Source organism: Mesorhizobium sp. NPDC059025, from assembly GCF_042739655.1.
Lineage (GTDB): Bacteria > Pseudomonadota > Alphaproteobacteria > Rhizobiales > Rhizobiaceae > Mesorhizobium.
Map to the genome: position 1 here is coordinate 187,232 of NZ_JBHYIM010000010.1, position 18,795 is coordinate 206,026.

Consider the following 18,795-nt stretch of genomic DNA (forward strand, 5'->3'; position numbering starts at 1 on the left):
AACGCGCTCGCAGTCGCTGCCGGCGGCACGCTATCGGCAGGGACCGGCATCGCAGCAACATTGGGCGGCGGGCTCAACCTCGGCGCCGGGGCAACCCTCGGCATCGGCACCGCCACCAACAACGGCATCGTGGCGCTGGGCGGTGGCGCCACCATCGGTGCCGGCGCAACACTGTCAGCCAACAACGGCACGCTGCGGCTGGCCGATGCCACCATCGGCGCCGCACTTGGCAACGCAACACTCAATGTCGGCGCAGCCGGTAATGTCGACCTCAACGGCTTCGGTGCCACGGTCGGCAACCTCACCGGTGCGACCGGCGGTGTCATTGCCAATGCCGGAGCAGCGGCAACGCTCGGCGTCGGTGTCGGTAATTACAGTGGCGCCATCAACGGCAACATCGCCTTGAACAAGACCGGTGCCGGGCTGCTCACCCTGGGCGGCGCCAGCACCTTCAATGGTGGCCTCACCATCGGTGCCGGCACGGTGCTGGCCACCAATACCGGCGCGCTCGGAACGGGTGCCGTGAACCTCAATGTCGGCAGCGAGCTGACGCTGGGTGCCAATGGCACCTTCAACAATGCGCTCGCTGTCGCTGCCGGCGGCACGCTGTCGGCAGGAACCGGCACCGCAGCAACATTGGGCGGCGGGTTGAACCTCGGCGCCGGGGCAACGCTCGGCATCGGCACCGCCACCAACAACGGCATCGTGGCGCTGGGCGGTGGCGCCACCATCGGTGCCGGCGCAACACTGTCAGCCAACAACGGCACGCTGCGGCTGGCCGATGCCACCATCGGCGCCGCACCTGGCAACGCAACACTCAATGTCGGCGCAGCCGGTAATGTCGACCTCAACGGCTTCGGTGCCACGGTCGGCAACCTCACCGGTGCGACCGGCGGTGTCATTGCCAATGCCGGAGCAGCGGCAACGCTCGGCGTCGGTGTCGGTAATTACAGTGGCGCCATCAACGGCAACATCGCCTTGAACAAGACCGGTGCCGGGCTGCTCACCCTGGGCGGCGCCAGCACCTTCAATGGTGGCCTCACCATCGGTGCCGGCACGGTGCTGGCCACCAATACCGGAGCGCTCGGGACGGGCGCCGTGAACCTCAGTGGCGGCGGCGAGCTGGCACTCGGCGTCAACGGCACCTTCAACAACGCGCTCGGTGTCGCTGCCGCAGCGACCGGCACGGTGTCGGCCGCTGGCGGCCTGACGGCAACACTCGGCGGCGGGCTCAATCTCGGTGCGGGCGCGACGCTTGGCATCGGCACGCCTGTCAACAACGGCACGGTGGCGCTGGGGGGCACCGCCACCATCGGTGCGGGGGCGACGCTGTCGGCCAACAACGGCATCCTGCAACTGGCCGATGCCACCATAGGCGCCGGCCTCGGCAACGCCACGCTGAATGTCGGTGCAACCGGTACTGTCGACCTCAACGGCTTCGGCGCGACGGTTGGCGCGCTCACCGGCGCCACCGGCGGCGTCATCGCCAATGCCGGCGCTGCAGCCACACTCGGTGTCGGCGGTGCCGGCACCTACAATGGCGCGATCAACGGCAACATCGCCTTGAACAAGACCGGCACCGGCCAACTCACGCTCGGCGGCGCCAGCACGTTCAATGGCGGGCTCAACATCAACGGCGCCGGCTCCGTGCTGGCGGCGAACCTCAATGCGCTGGGCACCGGTCCGGTGAACCTCGGCGGCGGCGGCGAGCTGACGCTGGGTGTCGCCGGAACCTTCGGCAACGCGCTGGGCGTCGGCGCAGGCCTCGGCGGCACGGTGTCGGCAGGGGCAGGCCTGACGGCAACGCTGAATGGCGGGCTGAACCTCGGCGCTGGTGCCACTTTAGGCATCGGCACGGCCACCAACAACGGCACCGTGGCGCTGGGCGGCGGCGCCACCATCGGCGCGGGGGCGACACTGTCGGCCAACAACGGCATCCTGCAACTGGCCGATGCCACCATCGGCGCCGGCCTCGGCAATGCGACGCTCAATGTCGGGGCGGCCGGCCAGGTCGACCTCAACGGCTTCGGCGCCACGGTCGGCACCCTCACCGGTGCCGCCGGCGGCGTCATCGCCAATGCCGGGGCAGCAGCCACGCTCGGCGTCGGTGCCGGCAATTTCGCCGGCGCCATCACCGGCAACATCAGCCTCGACAAGGGCGGCACCGGCATATTGTCACTTAGCGGCAACAACAGCTTCACCGGTGCCGTCGCCGTCAATGGCGGAACGCTGGTGGCCGGCAGCAACACCGCCCTTGGCGCGGCCGCCAATCCCGTCTCGCTCGCCAACGGCACGACGCTTGGGCTGGGAGCCGGTGTCACGCTGGCCAACAACATCGCGCTGACCGGCAACGCCTCGCTCGACGTGGCCGCCGGCAACGGCGCGCTGGGCGGGGTCGTCTCCGGCGGCTTCGACCTGACCAAGACCGGGGCCGGTACGCTGGCGCTCAACGGCGCCAACACCTTCACCGGCGGTCTCGCCATCAACGCCGGCACCGTGATCGCCGGCAACACCGGGGCACTTGGCAGCGGCCCGGCGACACTGGCGACGGGCACGCAACTGGTGCTCGGTGCCAACGGCACCTTCAATAACGCGCTTGGACTCGGCGCTGGGGTGGATGCGACGGTTTCGGCCGGCACCGGCATCACCGCCAGTCTGGCCGGGCCGCTGGCGCTCGGCGCCGGGGCGGACCTCCATATCGGCTCAACCGGCAATACGGGGACTGTCGCGCTCGGCGGCGCCGGTGCGTCGATAGGAGCCGGCGCCACCATCTCTGCCGACTTCGGCACGCTTCAGCTGGCCGACGCGGCGGCCGGATCGCTGCTTTCGGGCGCCGGCACGACGCTGAATGTCGGCGCACAGGGAACCGTTGACGTCAACGGCTTCGGCGCAACCGTTGCCAACCTGACCGGAGCGGCGGGGGGCACCATCACCAATGGCGGCGGCGCGCTCGCCACCATCGGCATCGGCGCCGGCAATTTCGCAGGGGCCATCGTCGACGGTGCCGGCGGCATCGCCATCGACAAGACCGGCATCGGCACGCTGACGCTTTCGGGCACCAGCACCTACAGCGGACCGACCACGGTGACTGGAGGAACCCTCAACGTCACCGGCTCGATCGGCAATTCGAGCGTCGCCATCGCGGCGGGTGGAACGCTCGCTGGAACCGGAACCGTCGGCGGCGTCAATGCCGGATCGGGCGCGACGGTTGCGCCTGGTGGCACGGGGACTGGAACCAATCCGATCGGCACCTTGACGGTCACCGGCAATACCGGGTTTGCGGGTGGTTCGATCCTGGCGATCGACGCCAATGTCGCCGGCGCCAGCGACCAGCTTGTAACCAGCGGCACGACCACGATCGGCGGCGGCCAGGTCAACGTCGCGGGACTGCTGAACCCCAACCAGGTCTACACGATCGTGACCTCCGGCGGCGGCGTCACCGGAACCTTCAGCGGCCTGAGCGCGGCCGTCAATTCAGGCTTCCTGACGGCCAGCCTGGCCTACCAGCCGACAGCGGTGCAGTTGCAGGTGCAGCGCAACGGTGTCGCGCTGCCGAGCGTTGGCCAGACAGCCAACCAGCGCAGCGTCGGTACCGCCGTGGAAACGCTCGATCCGGCCAATCCGATCGCCGCCGAGATCCTCAACGGTTCGGTTGCGCAGGCACGTGACGCCTTCGACCAGTTGTCGGGCGAGATCCACCCGAGCATGACCTCGGCACTGATCGACGAAAGCCAAATGATCCGCCGGACGATGGTCGGGCGCATCATGTCCGGCTTCTCCGATCAGTCGTCGGCGCCAACACCGATAGATCCGGCCGCGAAGGGCGGTGCCGTCGACCTCAAGGATCCGCTGCTCACCCGCTACCAGGAGGCGCCGAAGAGCGAACGCTTCGCGGCATGGTCGGAAGCGCTCGGCGGCTGGGGCAGCTTCTCCGGCGACGGCAACGCCGCCCGGCTCGAACACTCGCTCGGCGGCGTTCTGTTCGGCCTCGACGGCGCCATGGGCGACAACTGGCGTGTCGGTGTCGCCGGCGGCTACTCGCGCACCTCCTTCGACGTCGACGCCCGCAAGTCCTCCGGCTCGGCGAACAGCTATCACCTGATGGCCTATGCCGGCACCCAGCTCGACGCCATCGGGCTGCGCTTCGGCGTCGGCCACAGCTGGCACGACGTCAAGACGGACCGCAGCGTCGCCTTCGGCGGCTTCGCCGACAAACTGTCAGCCAGCTACGACGCGTCGACCACCTACGCGTTCGGAGAGGTCGGCTACGCGATGGTGATGGACAGGGTGACCTTCGAGCCCTTCGCCAACGTCGCCTTCGTCCATCTCGACACGGATGGCTTCACCGAAAGCGGCGGTGCGGCGGCGCTGACCAGCAATGGCGAAACGCGCAACATCCCCTACACCACGCTCGGCCTGCGGGCCGGGACAGACGTGGTGCTGGGCGGCACGACCCTGCGCCTGGACGGCATGGTCGGCTGGCAACATGCCTATAGCGGCGTGGTGCCAAGCGAAGGGTTCGCCCTCAAGGGCAGCGATCTGTTCAACGTCAGCGGCGTACCGATCGCCCGGGATGCGTTCCTGCTCGAAGCCGGCACAAGCTGGCGGCCTGCCGACAACGTCACCCTCGGCCTGACATACAGCGGCCAGTTCGCCTCCGGTTCGCGGGATCATGGCTTCAAGGGCACGCTGAGCGTCAAATTCTGAACGGGGGCTGTCGGCCGGGCTCGTCATCTCATGGCGAGCCCGGCCGATATGTTTTGGGATTGACCGCAGCTCCTCGGCGACGGCCATTTTCCCTGGCAGAGCGACAGAAGTCCGAAAGCGCCGGCGCGCCTCCATGTCGGCTCCTGCGGGAACAGGTACACTCAGCGGCCGTCGGCCTTCGCGACAATCCGCTCTATCGCCGGCGTCAGCGAAACCGCGCCGGGGCGATGTTCGCTTCTGCTCTCACGCGTGAACAGGCCATTGGCGATACCCTCATACATGCCGAGGAGCGCGGCGGCGACCTCGCCTGGGACACCTTCTTCGGCCAGAAGCGCGGCGCGACCTTCCGGCGGCACGAACACCGGCGCCACCGGGCGGCCCAGAACATCGCCGAAGGCCGAGGCGACGTCGCCTGCGCTCCAGTTATCGCCAAGCTCGAGGACGCGCCTGCCGCCCCAGTCTTCCACCAGCAGGCTTGCCGCAACGCGCCCGACATCGAGCGTGCTCACCATCGGGATCTTCAACGAGGATTCGATGAAGGTCGGCAGCGTGTTTTGCAACAGGACGGCTTGCGCCACCTCGCCCCATGTCTCGACAAAATAGCCCGAGCGCAGGAAGACCATTGCCGGAGCGACTGCCTCCAGCAACGTCTCGAACCGGTTGAGTGTGGTTATCACGCCTGTGCCGGCTGGATGCTGTGCGCCGATGGATGACAGCACAACGGCCCTGGGCAGACCAGCCTGCCGTACCGCCTTGGCAAGCGCCTTGCCGCGTTCCTCGGTCTGCGCATAGGGATCGCCGCTCACCGGCGGCGGGTTGAGCAGGAAGGCTGCTGAAGCTCCCTTCAATGCCTCCGCCATCGCTTCGGCATCCTCGATGTCTGCAAGCGCCACTTCGGCGCCGAGGGCTATCCAGCGATCAGCCTGTTCCCTGCGGCGCAGGATGACACGCACCGCAGCGCCGCGTTCGACGAGGGCTCGCGCGACCTCGCCGCCGGCGCGTCCGTTTGCTCCAAGCACGACATGCATGACTGTCTCCTTTCGTTCGACAGGAGAATGGTAGGTGCGGCAATTCCATGCGTCCAATGCATGGTATATATGGTCACCATGCACGAAGTGGATTTACGCCGGATCGACCTCAACCTGCTGGTGGCGCTGGAAGCGTTGCTGGAGGAAAGGAACGTGACGCGGGCAGCGCAGCGGCTGGGCATGAGCCAGCCGGCAGCGAGCCGGGCATTGGGACGGCTGCGCGCGCTGTTTTCAGATGCACTGCTGGTCGATGGAGCTGGCGGCTATATGCTTTCCGCCCGCGCCGAGGAATTGCGCCCTCATCTGCGCAGGATCTTGGCGGGCATCGGCGACATGCTGGAAGCCAGTGCGTTCAACCCCGCCGCTGCGACGGGTCGTATCCGCCTGCTGATGCCCGACCTCCAGGCCGCCGTGCTCGCACCACATCTGCTTGCCCGCCTCGCCCGCGAAGCGCCGTCGCTCGATCTCGAGGTCGCCGCCCCCGGCACCGACGGATTCGCAGCGCTGGAGCATGGCGGCGCCGACGCAATGGTGGCACTGATCGACAATGCGCCGGCCGGCATCCAGCGACGGCGCCTCTATGACGAAGAGCTGGTCACCCTGATGCGAACGCAGCATCCGGCACTTGCCCGAAAACTCACACTCGAGCGCTTCCTGGCGCTGGAGCATATCGTGGTGAGCGTTACCGGGTCGGGCCCCGCGCCCGTCGACGAGGCGCTGGCGCGGATGGGGCAGACACGGCGGGTGAAGCTGCGCGTTCCGAACTTCTTCGCAGCAGTCGAGATCGCTGCCCGCTCCGACCTCGTCATGACGCTGCCTTCCAGCCTGGCACGCGCCGCCGCCACCATCGGGCGCTTCGTGGCGTTGCCGCCGCCGCTCGATCTCGGAGTTTTCACCATGAGCCTCGCATGGCACGCGCGCCAGCAGGACGCATCCCGGCATGTCTGGCTGAGGCGGGCGATCGTCGCCGCAGCAACGGAAATGTCGTCAGGAAGCTGAAGGCCGCACCGGCGTTTCCGACGCGGCCTTCCCGGATTCACCCGGCGATCCGATCAGGCCGGCTGCAGCGACAAGGCAGCGCTATTGTAGCTGCGCACGACGTTGCGCACGGCCTCGACCATCAAGGCGTGAGGGGTGGCACTGACCTTGCCGGCAGCGACCGCGGGGTAAAGTGTCGCCAGGTTCTGGCTGATCAGCGTCTCGGGAATGACGCGGCCTTCGAGCCGCTTGAGCAAGGCATCGACCGCGGCCGAGGCCTGCGGGTGCGGCCAGTAGTAGCGGATGCGGTCGCTGTAGGAGAAATGGCGCTGCAGGCGCAGGTCGTCGGCGTCGCCATGGTAGTATTTCTCCCAGTTCTTCGGCTCGGCCAGGAGCAGCTTCTCCATCTTGCCGCGCAGGGTCTCCTCTTCCGGCAGGCGGTCGAGGAAGGCGGCGATCTGGTCGAGGCCGAACAGGGCCTCGCGCAGGGCAAAAGTGAGGCCGGGTCCCACTTTCAGGATAGCGAAGCCGTCATGGACCAGTGCCGCCAGCGCCTCCTGCGGCTGGTAGTCGGTCGAATGCGCCTCGAAGATAAATTGCGGCATCTGCCCCAGCACGCCGCTCAAGGCGGTGGCCCTGGCGCTGTCGTAGACGACGACGTTCTCGTTGCCGAACTCGACGCCCGGCTGCACCACCACGCCGATGGCGCGAGCGAAGGCGGCCTCAAGCCCGAGTGCAGCGAAGGCACGGCGATGCACCTCGACCGTCTCGATGGCGGCGGCCGGCGTGGTCAGCTCCAGATGGTCGAGCGCTTCCATCGCACCGCCGGGGATCGGCACTTCGGTGCCGATGATATAGACTGGCAGGTCGTAGCCGGCCGCGGCCGCTGCCTGTTCCGACACCTTGGCGAGCCGAGCCGCGCGCTCGGCCGTCACCGCGTCGGGCAGAGCCACCGGCTCGCCAAGACAACCCATCGAGGTGTCGAGATGTATCTTGGTGAAACCTGCACGCACGAACGCATCCATCATGACGTCGGCCCGCTGCATCGCCTCTTCGGCGGGCAGGTGCTTCCACGGATTGGGGCCGAGATGATCGCCGCCGAGGATCAGGCGGCCGGTGTCGAAGCCGAGGCGGGCTGCAATGTCCTCGACGAAGCGGCGGAAATCCGCCGGCGTCATGCCGGTATAGCCGCCTTCCTGGTTGACCTGGTTGCAGGTGGCCTCGATCAGCACATCCGTTCCGGTGGCGATGCCTTCCAGAAGAGCAGCCTCGATGACCAGCGGATGCGCCGAGCAGATCGAAGTGATGCCGCCGCGCTCGCCCCTGGCAAAGCGGGCCGGCAGGCCGGCGAGTGTGCTGGTCGCGCTCATGCCGCAACTCCTTGGCTGTGCAGGAAGGTTTCGATCTCGGCCATTGTGGAAGTACCCTCCATCGGCCCCTTGACGCTGACGGCGCGCGCGCCGGTGGCGTTGGCGATGGTCAGCGCCTTGGCGGGCTCCATGCCACGCAGCCAGCAGGTGACGAAGGCGGCGCCGAAGCTGTCGCCGGCGCCGGTCGGATCGACCTCCTCGACCTTGAAGGCAGGGGCGGACACTTCACCGGTGCGATCGAAATGGCTGGCGCCGTCGGCGCCACGCTTGACGACGACGGCCTTGATGCCGCGATCGAGCAGTTCGGCAACGGCCGCCCGTTCCTCGGTCGCCTTGGTGAAGAGGAACATCTCCGCGCCGCTCGGCATGAACAGGTCGGTGTTCTCCAAGGCGTGCGCGAGGGCGTCGCGCATTCCGGGCAGGTCCAGCATCTCCTTGCGGATGTTGGGGTCGAAGGAGACGGTGCCGCCCTTGGCCTTGATGCGCCGCGTCGCTTCGAAGATCGCCGCCACGATGCCGTCGAAGAACAGCGCCGAACCCATGATGTGCAGGTGGTCGGCGCCGTCGATGAGCGCTTCAGCTTCCGGCGTCAGGCCGATGGCGCTGCAGGCGCTGTGGCGGATGTTGTAGATGAAGTCGCGGTTGCCGTCCGGCCGGTAGCGCACGAAGGCGCTGCCGGTGGCTGCCGTCGGGTGCACGCCGATGGCCGACACGTCGGCGCCGTCGCTGCGCAGGCGCTCGACATTGAGCACGCCGAAATCATCATTGCCGACCGCCGAGACGATGCCGCAGGGCTGGCCGAACCTGGCGACCTGGTCGATGAAGATCGCCGGCGCGCCGGAAGCGAAGGGGCCGACCAGCGGGATGGCGCTGGTGAAACCGTTGCCCGGCTCGACGGCCATGATCTCGACGACGATCTCGCCGATGGTGATGATCTTCTTCATGAGTGCATTCCGATAATTGCGGGCCGATAATTGCGGGCCGATGATTGCTGGCCGGGATTGCCGCCGATCAGGCGCGGGCCGACTTGCTGCGCACGTCGAGCCACACGGCGACGAGGATGACGACGCCCTTGACGATCAGCTGGTAGAAATAAGGCACCGACAGCATGTTCATGCCGTTGTTGATGACGCCGATGATCAGCGCGCCGAGGATGGTGCCGATGATGGTGCCGACGCCGCCGGCAAGCGAGGTGCCGCCGAGGACCACGGCCGCAATGGCGTCGAGCTCGTAGCCGGTGCCGGCATTGGTCTGAGCCGACGACAGGCGCGAGGACAAAAGCATGCCGCTGATGGCCGCCATCATGCCCGAGATGGTGAAGACGATGATCTTGATACGGTCGACGCGGATGCCGGAATAGATCGCCGCTTCCCGGTTGCCGCCGGTGAGATAGACCTGCCGCCCGAAGATCGTCTTCGACAGGATGATGTGATTGACCACGAACAGCACGGCCATGATCCAGATGATGATCGGGATGCCGAGGAAGCTTTCGCCGCCGATCGCCAGCCAGGTGTCGTTCTCGATCATGGCCGGTGCACCGTTGGTGGGCAGGCTGACCATGCCGCGATAGATGCCCATCGTCGCCACCGTGACGATGAAGGAGGGCAGCATAAGCTTGGCCGACAGCGCGCCGTTGAGTGCGCCCATCAGCGCGCCCGCCGCCAGCGTCAGCGCCACGGCCGGCACGAAGCCGAAACCCATGGCGAAGGCCTGCGCCGCCACCATGCCGGAGACGGCGATGATGGAGCCGATCGACAGATCGATGTCACCGAGCAGGATGACATAGGTCATGCCGTAGGCGGCGACCGCGATGACGGCGACCTGCTGCATGATGTTCATGAAGTTGTTGAAGGCCAGGAAGCGCGGGCTCATGACCGAGAACACGACGCACAGCACGGCCAGCGAGATGATGATGCCGCCATACTGGCGCACCGTCGGCGAACTCAGGAATGAACGGCGGACCTCGGCGTCGGCGGCTTTCTTCTGGATGTCCTGAACATTGCTCATGCGTGTATCCCCGCTGCATAGGTCATGACGGTTTCGGGTGTGAGGCCGTCGGCTTCGAGCACGGCGGCAACGGATTTGTTGTGCATCACCACGACGCGGTCGCTGAGGCCCAGCACCTCCGGAAGCTCGGAAGAGACCATCAGGATCGCGGTGCCGTTGGCGGCAAGCTCGCGGATGATGCGGTAGATCTCGAACTTGGCGCCGACGTCGACGCCGCGGGTCGGCTCGTCGAGGATGAGCACCCGCGGCCTGATCTGCAGCCATTTGGCCAGCACGATCTTCTGCTGGTTGCCGCCGCTCAGCGAGCCCGCTCTGGTGTCGATCGAGGCGGTCTTGATGGCGAGGCGCTTGACCTCGGCCCTGGCCGCCTCGCGCTCGGCGGAACCTCGCATCAGGCCAAGCGGCCCGGAAAGCTGGCCGAGCCCGACCATGTTGATGTTGCGCTCCACGCTGTGGAGCAGCACCAGGCCTTCTTCCTTGCGGTTCTCGGTGACGAAGGCGATGCCGCTGCGGATCGCCTGCGCGGCCGAGCGGAACGTGACCGGCTTGCCGTCGAGCCGGATTTCGCCCTGCGGCGCAAGCATGCCGAACAGCGCCTTCATGACATCGGAGCGGCCCGACCCGACGAGCCCGAACAGGCCGACGACCTCGCCGGGCTTCACGTCGATCGAAACGTCGCGGAACTTGCCGGCACAGGAGAGATGTTTCGTCGCCAGCACCGGCGGCGTCTCGGGCGACGGGCGTGGCGCCTCGCGCGGCGGATAGATGTCGTTCATGGCGCGGCCGACCATCAGCGTGATCAGCCTGTCGATGCTGGTCTCGCTCTTCTCGGTCGTCGTGACATATTCGCCGTCGCGCATGACGGTGATGTCGTCGGAGAGCCGCATGATCTCTTCCATGCGGTGGGAGATGTAGATCACCGCCTTGCCCTGGCTTTTCAGCCGCTCGATGATGGAAAACAGGATCTCGGCCTCGCTGTCGGACAGCGACGAGGTCGGCTCGTCGAGGATGACGACGTCGGCCGGCAGGCTGAGGCCCTTGGCGATCTCGACCAGCTGGCGCTGGGCGATCGACAGGTCGCCGACCCCGGCGCGCACATCGACCGGCAGGCCGAGTTCGCGGATGAGCCCTTCGGCCGCTTCATTCAGCGCGCGGTCGCGGATGAAGCCGAAACGGCTCGGCTCGTGGCTGGCGAAGATGTTCTCGGCCACCGACAGGTTGCGGCTGAGGCTGAGTTCCTGGAAGACGATGGAGATGCCGTGCGCACGGGCATCGCGCGGGTTGCGTGGCGTATAGGCCTTGCCGTTCAGCACGATGCTGCCGGCGGTCGGCGTGAAGATGCCGGCGAGGATCTTCATCAAAGTGGACTTGCCGGCGCCGTTCTCCCCGAGCAGCGTGTGCACGCGCCCGCGCCGCACGGTGAGGTTCATGCGCTTCAGCGCGGCGACCGGGCCGAAGGACTTGGCGATATCGCGGATCTCGAGCACCACGTCGCCGGCGGCATGTGGTGCGGTCCCTGCGTTCTGGCTGGTGGCTGTCACGGACTTTTCTTCCCGACCTTTCGGCCCGCTCACCGCTGGAGCGTTTCCGTTTCTCACGGAAATGCAGAAGCGCTCCAACTCTTGGTCTTCATGCTGTTCCGGACTGAAACGGTCTTACGCTTTCCTGGAATTGCGCAGGACCGGCTCCTTCGTTTCGGGATCATGCCCTGGAAGGACGGCGGCGCCCCCCGCCACCGTCCTGGGAGGACTTACCTGGTTTCGCCGTCCTTGGTGACGACGCCCGGAACGATCGGCTGCTTGGCCTCGACCGTCTCGCCCTTGATGACCTTGGCGGCGGTCTGCACCGCGACCTTGCCCATCTGGTCCGGATACTGGGCGATGACGCCGACCATGACCGGGTCGTTCTTCACCGCGTTGCGGGCTTCTTCCATGCCGTCGAAGCCGATCACCTTGACCTGGGAGTCCAGCTTGGCGGCCTTGACGGCGGCAGCAGCCGCGAGGGCGGCGTCATCGCCGAAGCCGAAGATGCCGACGATGTCGGGATTGGCCTGCAGGATGTTCTGCGCGGCGGCGAGTGCCTCGGGACGGGTGATGCCCGGCTGGATCGCCACGATCTTGACGTCTGGATGCTTCTCCAGGCCCTTCTTGAAGCCTTCGACGCGATCCACGACCGACTGCACGGTCGGGTAGTCGATGACCGCGACATTGCCCTTGCCACCGATCGACTTGGCCATCAGTTCGGCCGCCTTCTCGCCGCCGGCGAAATTGTCGGTGCCGACGAAGGAGGTGACGTCGACATTGTTGGCGGGCACGTCGACGGTGATGACCTTGATGCCGGCTTTCTCGGCCTTGGTGATCGCCGCCTTCACGCCCTTGGAGTCCACCGGCGAGATGATGATGACGCTCACACCCTTGGTGATGAAGTCCTCGACATCGGCGAGCTGCTTGGAAAGGTCCTGGTTGGCGATGGCGACTTCGAGCGGCACCTTCTCGGCCTCTGCCTCCTTCTTCATCGCATCGGCGAGCGAGATGTAGAAGGGGTGCTGCTGGGTGAGCAGCGACGCGCCGATGCCTTCGGCGGAAGCGATGCCGGCCATCAGGGCAAGAGCGGCACCCGACAGAAGAATACGGCCAAGCGTTTTGCGAAACATGAGTTCCTCCATGAGGCCGGCGGTGCCCGGCCCGTTGTTGATCTGAACGCGAAAGATGCGCCTCCTGCCTTGCGGACCGTCACCGGCCGCTACCTCCAGGCAGGAATTGGGCCCGATATCGAGCCGCCCTTGAGATGCAGCACTATCTCCTGCGTGTCAACTTATTTTTTTACACGTGATAAAAACTTGCGGAGTGCAAGAAATCGCGCAACTATCCGACCAATTGAAACGCAGCGCACAGGAAACGATCGCTTCGGGACGCCCTGCGGCTTGCCTCGGTCAAGAAATAAATTTACGCATGAAAATAAATCGATTTATCCCGTTCGGGGCGCACGGCCACAGGCGAGGAAGCCGAGCATGAACGAGCAGAAGATCCGGACCATGGAAGAGTTCGCGGCGGCGACCGGCCTGTCGCGCCCGACGGTCTCGAAATATTTCGACAATCCCGACAACGTGAAGCCGTCGACCAGGGCCCGCATCGAAAAGGCGCTCAAGGACTACGACTATCGCCCCAACATCTTCGCCGTCAGCCTCAACCGCAAGCAGCCGAAGAACATCGGCGTGATCGTGCCGCACATCTCCGACCCGTTCTACGCCGAGGTCGTGCGCCAGATCGAAATGCGCTGCCTCGCCGAAGGCTATTGGGCAATCGTCCTGTCCTCGCATGGCGAACGCAAGCTGGAAGCGCGCGCCATGCGCACGCTGATGTCGCTCAACATCGCCGGCGTGCTGATGGCGCCGCTCGGCTTCGAGACCGACGCCACCTTGCTGGCGAGCCTCGTCAGCACCATGCCGATCGTCTTCCTCGACAACCGGGTCAACGCCGACCAGTCCTTCGTCGGCACCGACAACCGCCAGAGCATGGGCATGATCACCGAATATCTGTGCCGCACCGGTGAGCACCCCTGCTTCCTGGAAATGCCGGCGGTGAACCAGAACGCGCTGGAGCGCCGTGCCGCCTATGTCGCCACCATGGAGCGGCTGGGTTTCGAGCCGATCGTGCTGCCGACCTCGGCCAAGGGCTGGGAGTTCGAGGAACTCGGTTACCGCGAGGCCGGCCGCGTGCTCGACAATGGCGGCTTCCCGACCCGCACCGTGCTGTGCGCCAACGACCGCCTCGCCTTCGGCGTCATCGCCGCGGCGTTCGAGCGCAAGCTGCAGGTGGGAAGGGATGACGGCTGCGAACTGCGCGTCGCCGGCCATGACGACCATCCGCTCAGCCGCTTCACCTGCCCGCCGCTGACCACGGTGGCGCAGGACTACCAGGGCATTGCCGCCGCCGGCGTCGACATGCTCTTCACCCGTATTGCCGGCGGCCCGGACGCCCACGCCGGCAAAGCGGAAATCAAGCAGCTGGAAGCCAAGCTGATCATGCGCGGCTCGGCATGAGCGGGTCATCGGTTCAACGACAGCGACGCGCGAAAGTGGATTGTCGTACTCCTCTTTAATGACTAAAGCGGTGTCGGCATTCTTGCGGAGGACATCGCGATGGCGAACGCACGAGGACTGGCGACACTTTTTAGCCTGATCGCAATTCTGGCGACTGGCTCTGCCTCGGCCGAGGACGCCAAGACCCTCACCGTAACGGACGATCGCGGCGCCGCGGTGGCGGTTCCGGCACAGCCGAAGCGCATCGCCTCGATCTCCTACTTCGGCGATGACGTCGCGCTCGCCCTCGGCATCAAGCCCGTGGCAAGCACCTACATGACGGCAGGCCGCCAGCCCGATTTCCTGCTCGGCCTGACCAGCGACATGAAGCAGATCGGCCAGCGCGCCAAACCGAACCTCGAACTGCTTTCGCAAGCCAAACCCGACCTGATCGTCGCCATCCGGCGCTACACGGTCGGCAATGCACCGCAGCTGGAAAAGATCGCGCCCTACCTCGCCTACAACATGGAACTGCTGGACGGCAGCGACCGCGAGATCGCCGAGCTGTCGAAGATCCTTGGCAAGCCGGAGCGCGGGATCCAGCTCAACAAGGAATTCCGCGAACACCTGGCGGACTTCACCGCCAGGGCGCCAAAGGACGTGCACCCACGCTTCGCGATCATGTGGGGCGGAGAGACCCCCTTCGCCTTCCACACCGAGAACACGGCGGCATCCATCGTCGCGGCGATCGGCGGCAACAACATAGCCGGGGAGATGACGCCGGGTGGCGAGTTCGGCATCGACCTCAGCCTCGAAACCATGCTCGAGAAGGATCCGGAAGTCCTGTTCATCTACGATTCCGGACCCGACCGGCCGCATGAGAACAATCCGATCTGGCAGGAGCTCTCGGCCGTCAAGAACCAGCGGGTGTTCTATGTCGGCGACCAGTGGGTGGAGACGAACGGCCCGATCGCCCGCGAGATCGTGCTGCGCGAAGCTGCCCACTATCTCTATCCCGACGTGTTCCCGGCCATCGACGTGAAGGCGGAAGCCGCCAGGATCATCCCGGCCGAGGTTCGAAAATAACGGGCCGATCCTTACGACGATGGACGCACGGAAATCCGCCCTCGCCATCGGCTTGATCGTCGCCGCGACCCTGCTGGTCGCCTTCCTGGGCCTCATGCCCGGCGCCAAGACCTTGTCCCTGGACGACGTCCTGCGCGTGCTGTGGGCGCCCGATGGCAAGGTCGAGTCCATCCTCGTCTGGACGCTGCGCCTGCCGCGAAGCCTCGCAGCAGCAGCAGCGGGGGCCGGCCTGGCCGTGTCCGGCTACCTGCTGCAGGCGCTGACCCGCAATCCGCTCGCCGATCCGGGCATCACCGGGGCCACGGCAGGCGCCGTCGCCCCGATCGTGGCGTGTTTTGTCTTCGTGCCCTGGCTTTCATCCGCCTCCTATCCCTTCATCGGCCTGGCCGGCGGACTTGCCGCGGCGGCGGTGACGTTCTGGGTGGCGCGCGGCGGCAACGGCCGTCCCCTGCACCTGGCGCTCGGCGGCATCAGCGTTTCGCTGTTTCTCGGTGCGATCACGATCTACGTCCTGCTTCTGACCGGGCCGCAATCCACCGCCCTGCTGTTCTGGCTGTCGGGCGGTTTCCAGGGGCGGAGCTGGGCGCATCTCGCCCATATGATACCCTGGGTCGTTCTTGGCGTTGCGGGTGCGCTGGCGCTGCACAGGGTGGTCGCCATGTTCGCGCTGAGCGACCACGCCGCCGCCGGCATGGGCCTCCAGCTCAACATGTGGAAGCCCATTCTGCTCGTCCTGGCGATCTGCCCTGTCGCCGGCGTCGCCCCGGTTGCCGGTCCCGTCGCCTTCGTCGGGCTTGCCGCCCCGCACATCGCACGGCTTCTCAACCCAAGGGTAGCGATCCTGGAGATCGCGCTCACGGCGGCCATCGGAGCACTCGTCGTCACCTGCGCCGACCTCGCCGCCCGCACCATCGCCATTCCGAAGGAACTGCCCGTCGGCATCATAACCGCGCTGCTGGGCGGCCCGATCTTCATCTACCTCATCCAGCGCGGCCGACTCGACTTCAAGGCGCAGCAGCCATGACGGCCGTCCCAGGGATGCCCAGCCGACCAGGCCCCTGGCTGCTGCCAGCCACCGCGATGCTGGTTCTGCTGTCACTGGTGGCGGCCGTGCTCCTCGGCGTGGTGGACATCCCTGCCGCCGACGTCGTCGCGGTCCTGACGGGCGGCGGTTCGCCGGAAGCGCAGTCCATCATACTCGACATCAGGCTGCCGCGTATCCTGACGGGCATGCTTGCCGGCATCCAGCTGGCGCTCGCCGGCCTGATCCTGCAGACGATCACCCGAAACCCGCTCGCGGACCCTTCGCTGATCGGGGTATCGCAGGGCGCCACGCTGACGGTGACCCTGTTCCTGCTGTTCACCGTCTATATCTTCAACCCGGGCTCGAACACCGTGGCCGAGCTTCCCACCGCCTGGTTGCCGGTGGCCGGCATGGTCGGCGGACTGGCGGCCGGCGTCATCATCTATCTGCTGGCCTTCCGTCTGGAGCTCAGCCCGCTGCGCATCACGCTTTGCGGCATCGCCATCGGCGCGGTGCTTCACGCCATTGCCATCGGACTGATCGCGGGCTGGGGATCGGCACGCATCGAGATCATCCTGGAATGGATTTCGGGAAGCCTCTATGCGCGCACGTGGGACCATGCACTCTTCCTGCTGCCGTTCACGGTGATGGGCCTGGCCGTCCTGCCCTTGATTTATCGTCCCCTGGTGCTGCTGCAGTTCGATGCACCGGTCGCCCGCTCGTTCGGGCTTGCGTATCGCCGGCAGTTTTCCGTGTTGCTCGCAATTTCCTGCGCGCTGGCGGCAAGCGCCGTCGGCGTGGTCGGCCCCATCGTCTTCGTCGGACTGGTGGTGCCGCATCTGGCACGGTTCCTGGCCGGACGGCATTTCCCGCTGGTCCTTGCCATGACGGTCGCTCTCGGTGCCATCGTCGTCACGCTGGGCGACCTCGTCGGGCGGCTTGCCGGCGGCGCCGAGGAGGTGCCGATCGGTGTGGTTACCGCACTGATCGGCGTGCCGGTTCTGCTCGCCCTCCTTCGCAAAACTCCCTGAGACAAGCGCATGCCTCTGACCTGCTCGCAACTGTCGGTTCGTTATGGCCAGCGCCGGGCGCTCAACGGTTTCGAACTGTCCCTGCAGAAGGGCGAGATCCGGGCGCTGATCGGCCCCAACGGCTCCGGCAAAAGCACGGCCCTGCAGGCGCTTGCCGGCCTGATCACGCCCGCCGCCGGACATGCCGCGATCGAGGGCACCGCGGTCGCGTCGATGTCCCGGCGCGCCATCGCCAGGAAACTCGCCTTCCTGCCGCAGCAGCCCTCCGCGCCCGACGAGATGACGATCGCGCAGCTCGTGCGGCAGGGCCGCTTTCCTCATGTCGGGCTGTTCAGCTCCTATACCCGCCGCGATGAGGAAGCGATCGAGTGGGCGCTTGAAAGCACCGGCCTGACCAGCCTCGCCGACCGGACGCTGCGGGAGCTCTCCGGCGGCGAACGGCAGCGCGCCTGGATCTCCGCCGCGCTCGCGCAGGAAGCCGGCATCCTGCTGCTCGACGAACCGACGTCGTTCCTGGATATCGGCTATCAGGTCGAGGTGCTGGATCTCGTCCACCGCCTGAGCCGCGAGAAGGGCGTGACGATCGTCATGGCTATCCACGACATCAACCAGGCGATTGCCGTCAGCGACCGCATCTCGCTGCTCGAAAAGGGTGAGCTGCGCTTCGATGGCGAGCCGAGGGCGCTCGCCGGGAGCGGCCTGATCGAAAGGACATTCCGGGTGAGAGGACGATTCGTCGAAGTCGGCCCCGACAAGCCGCCGCATTTCGATGTCGAACTGGCCCGGATCAATCCCGGCGCTTGACCAGGCGGAAGACGATCTTGGTCCGGGTGTAGTAGTCGAGGGCGTCGGCGAAATCCGGTGTCCAGCCATCCTCGACGAAGGGAATGAACCCGTCATACTCCAGCTTGCGGCCGGAGACCTCGAAGCCCGCCTTGGCGAAGGTCCGGCCGTAGTCGGAAATCGAACGGTCCTGCACGACCGTGTTGGTGCGCTTCGCCACCAGCTCGCGCCATTTCGGCCAGAGCGGATTGTCGGTGTGGCAGCCGGTGACGGCGTAGTAGACGCCGCCGGGCTTCAGCGCCTTGAAGATATCCGCGGCATGGGCATCCATGTCCTCGACGAGGTAGATGACCTCGTGGCTTATCGCCAGGTCGAACTCCTCGACCCAGCCCTCGAGGGTGGCGCCGACGGCGTGCTGGATGGGAAGATTGCCCTTCAGCGCTTCTGCCCTGGCGATCGACTGCTCGGCGATGTCGATGCCAAGCGCCTTGCGAAATGGCCGCATCGCATGGAGATGGCGCAACAGCCCGCCCTGGTTGCAGCCGAAATCGAGCACGCTCTTTTGCGAAAGATCGCGTTCGACCATCACATCGATGAGATGGCGCCAGATGGGCGCGTGGCCATCCGCCATGCGGTCTTCCGCGTCCGGGTCGACGTACCAGGTGGTTATGGTTTTCTGGGCACCCATCCGCGGTCTCTCCGATCGATTCACCTGCCCCAGTCTCATAGAGCAATTCCAGGAAAAGTGTGTAACGGTTTT

14 protein-coding genes are annotated in these 18,795 nt (G+C 66.3%); 7 read left to right on the forward strand and 7 right to left on the reverse strand.

The features are described 5' to 3' along the window. On the forward strand, window positions 1-4,707 hold a 4,707-nt coding region (locus tag ACFWYE_RS22905), incomplete at its 5' end, for an autotransporter domain-containing protein (protein ID WP_379114523.1). A 161-nt stretch (window positions 4,708-4,868) separates the two neighbouring features. Here the strand turns inward: ACFWYE_RS22905 and ACFWYE_RS22910 are convergent. Beyond that, entirely contained in the window at window positions 4,869-5,735 is an 867-nt protein-coding gene (locus tag ACFWYE_RS22910; RefSeq protein WP_379114525.1) for an NmrA family NAD(P)-binding protein, read from the reverse strand. 78 nt (window positions 5,736-5,813) lie between these two features. Between ACFWYE_RS22910 and ACFWYE_RS22915 the strand changes: the two genes are divergently transcribed. Beyond that, the gene (locus tag ACFWYE_RS22915; protein WP_379114574.1) at window positions 5,814-6,734 is read left to right on the forward strand and encodes a LysR family transcriptional regulator; all 921 of its coding nucleotides are present in this window, start codon (window positions 5,814-5,816) and stop codon (window positions 6,732-6,734) included. 53 nt (window positions 6,735-6,787) lie between these two features. Here ACFWYE_RS22915 and ACFWYE_RS22920 read toward each other — a convergent pair whose 3' ends face one another. From ACFWYE_RS22920 to ACFWYE_RS22940, 5 genes are all read right to left on the reverse strand, one after another. Continuing rightward, window positions 6,788-8,083 (reverse strand): D-tagatose-bisphosphate aldolase, class II, non-catalytic subunit, encoded by a 1,296-nt coding sequence (locus ACFWYE_RS22920; protein WP_379114527.1) that lies wholly within the window; start codon window positions 8,081-8,083, stop codon window positions 6,788-6,790. Continuing rightward, window positions 8,080-9,027: a sugar kinase gene (locus ACFWYE_RS22925; RefSeq protein WP_379063269.1), complete on the reverse strand. Its 948-nt coding sequence runs from the start codon at window positions 9,025-9,027 to the stop codon at window positions 8,080-8,082. Before ACFWYE_RS22925 ends, ACFWYE_RS22920 begins: the two co-directional genes overlap by 4 nt. A gap of 67 nt (window positions 9,028-9,094) precedes the next feature. Continuing rightward, complete coding sequence (locus ACFWYE_RS22930; protein WP_379063271.1) at window positions 9,095-10,090, reverse strand: ABC transporter permease; 996 nt, start codon at window positions 10,088-10,090, stop codon at window positions 9,095-9,097. Then, window positions 10,087-11,631: a sugar ABC transporter ATP-binding protein gene (locus ACFWYE_RS22935; RefSeq protein ID WP_379114529.1), complete on the reverse strand. Its 1,545-nt coding sequence runs from the start codon at window positions 11,629-11,631 to the stop codon at window positions 10,087-10,089. The genes ACFWYE_RS22930 and ACFWYE_RS22935 overlap by 4 nt, the downstream gene beginning before the upstream one ends. A gap of 209 nt (window positions 11,632-11,840) precedes the next feature. Then, a complete protein-coding gene (locus ACFWYE_RS22940; protein WP_379114531.1) occupies window positions 11,841-12,743 on the reverse strand; it encodes a substrate-binding domain-containing protein in 903 nt (300 codons plus the stop codon). Window positions 12,744-13,100: 357 nt separating this feature from the next. Here ACFWYE_RS22940 and ACFWYE_RS22945 point away from each other — a divergent pair, with 357 nt between their 5' ends. From ACFWYE_RS22945 to ACFWYE_RS22965, 5 genes are all read left to right on the forward strand, one after another. Beyond that, a complete protein-coding gene (locus ACFWYE_RS22945; protein ID WP_379114533.1) occupies window positions 13,101-14,132 on the forward strand; it encodes a LacI family DNA-binding transcriptional regulator in 1,032 nt (343 codons plus the stop codon). 99 nt (window positions 14,133-14,231) lie between these two features. Beyond that, complete coding sequence (locus ACFWYE_RS22950) at window positions 14,232-15,197, forward strand: ABC transporter substrate-binding protein (RefSeq protein ID WP_379114535.1); 966 nt, start codon at window positions 14,232-14,234, stop codon at window positions 15,195-15,197. Window positions 15,198-15,216: 19 nt separating this feature from the next. Then, a complete protein-coding gene (locus ACFWYE_RS22955; RefSeq protein WP_379114538.1) occupies window positions 15,217-16,221 on the forward strand; it encodes a FecCD family ABC transporter permease in 1,005 nt (334 codons plus the stop codon). Beyond that, on the forward strand, window positions 16,218-17,252 hold the full coding sequence (locus ACFWYE_RS22960) for a FecCD family ABC transporter permease (RefSeq protein ID WP_379114540.1): 1,035 nt from the start codon (window positions 16,218-16,220) through the stop codon (window positions 17,250-17,252). Before ACFWYE_RS22955 ends, ACFWYE_RS22960 begins: the two co-directional genes overlap by 4 nt. Window positions 17,253-17,261: 9 nt before the next feature. After that, entirely contained in the window at window positions 17,262-18,056 is a 795-nt protein-coding gene (locus ACFWYE_RS22965) for an ABC transporter ATP-binding protein (protein WP_379114542.1), read from the forward strand. On the opposite strand, the gene ACFWYE_RS22970 is transcribed toward ACFWYE_RS22965, so the two are convergent. Continuing rightward, window positions 18,040-18,723, reverse strand: a complete 684-nt coding sequence (locus ACFWYE_RS22970) for a class I SAM-dependent methyltransferase (protein WP_379114544.1) — start codon at window positions 18,721-18,723, stop codon at window positions 18,040-18,042. The two genes, ACFWYE_RS22965 and ACFWYE_RS22970, sit on opposite strands and share 17 nt — an antisense overlap. Window positions 18,724-18,795 lie beyond the last annotated feature (72 nt).

Excerpts from the sequence above, each read along its gene's own strand:
- ACFWYE_RS22920 (WP_379114527.1), bottom strand. The coding sequence starts at position 8,083 with ATGAGCGCGACCAGCACACTCGCCGGCCTGCCGGCCCGCTTTGCCAGG.
- ACFWYE_RS22930 (WP_379063271.1), bottom strand. The coding sequence starts at position 10,090 with ATGAGCAATGTTCAGGACATCCAGAAGAAAGCCGCCGACGCCGAGGTC.
- ACFWYE_RS22970 (WP_379114544.1), bottom strand. The coding sequence starts at position 18,723 with ATGGGTGCCCAGAAAACCATAACCACCTGGTACGTCGACCCGGACGCG.
- ACFWYE_RS22965 (WP_379114542.1), top strand. The coding sequence starts at position 17,262 with ATGCCTCTGACCTGCTCGCAACTGTCGGTTCGTTATGGCCAGCGCCGG.
- ACFWYE_RS22915 (WP_379114574.1), top strand. The coding sequence starts at position 5,814 with ATGCACGAAGTGGATTTACGCCGGATCGACCTCAACCTGCTGGTGGCG.
- ACFWYE_RS22910 (WP_379114525.1), bottom strand. The coding sequence starts at position 5,735 with ATGCATGTCGTGCTTGGAGCAAACGGACGCGCCGGCGGCGAGGTCGCG.
- ACFWYE_RS22955 (WP_379114538.1), top strand. The coding sequence starts at position 15,217 with ATGGACGCACGGAAATCCGCCCTCGCCATCGGCTTGATCGTCGCCGCG.
- ACFWYE_RS22925 (WP_379063269.1), bottom strand. The coding sequence starts at position 9,027 with ATGAAGAAGATCATCACCATCGGCGAGATCGTCGTCGAGATCATGGCC.
- ACFWYE_RS22945 (WP_379114533.1), top strand. The coding sequence starts at position 13,101 with ATGAACGAGCAGAAGATCCGGACCATGGAAGAGTTCGCGGCGGCGACC.
- ACFWYE_RS22960 (WP_379114540.1), top strand. The coding sequence starts at position 16,218 with ATGACGGCCGTCCCAGGGATGCCCAGCCGACCAGGCCCCTGGCTGCTG.
- ACFWYE_RS22940 (WP_379114531.1), bottom strand. The coding sequence starts at position 12,743 with ATGTTTCGCAAAACGCTTGGCCGTATTCTTCTGTCGGGTGCCGCTCTT.
- ACFWYE_RS22950 (WP_379114535.1), top strand. The coding sequence starts at position 14,232 with ATGGCGAACGCACGAGGACTGGCGACACTTTTTAGCCTGATCGCAATT.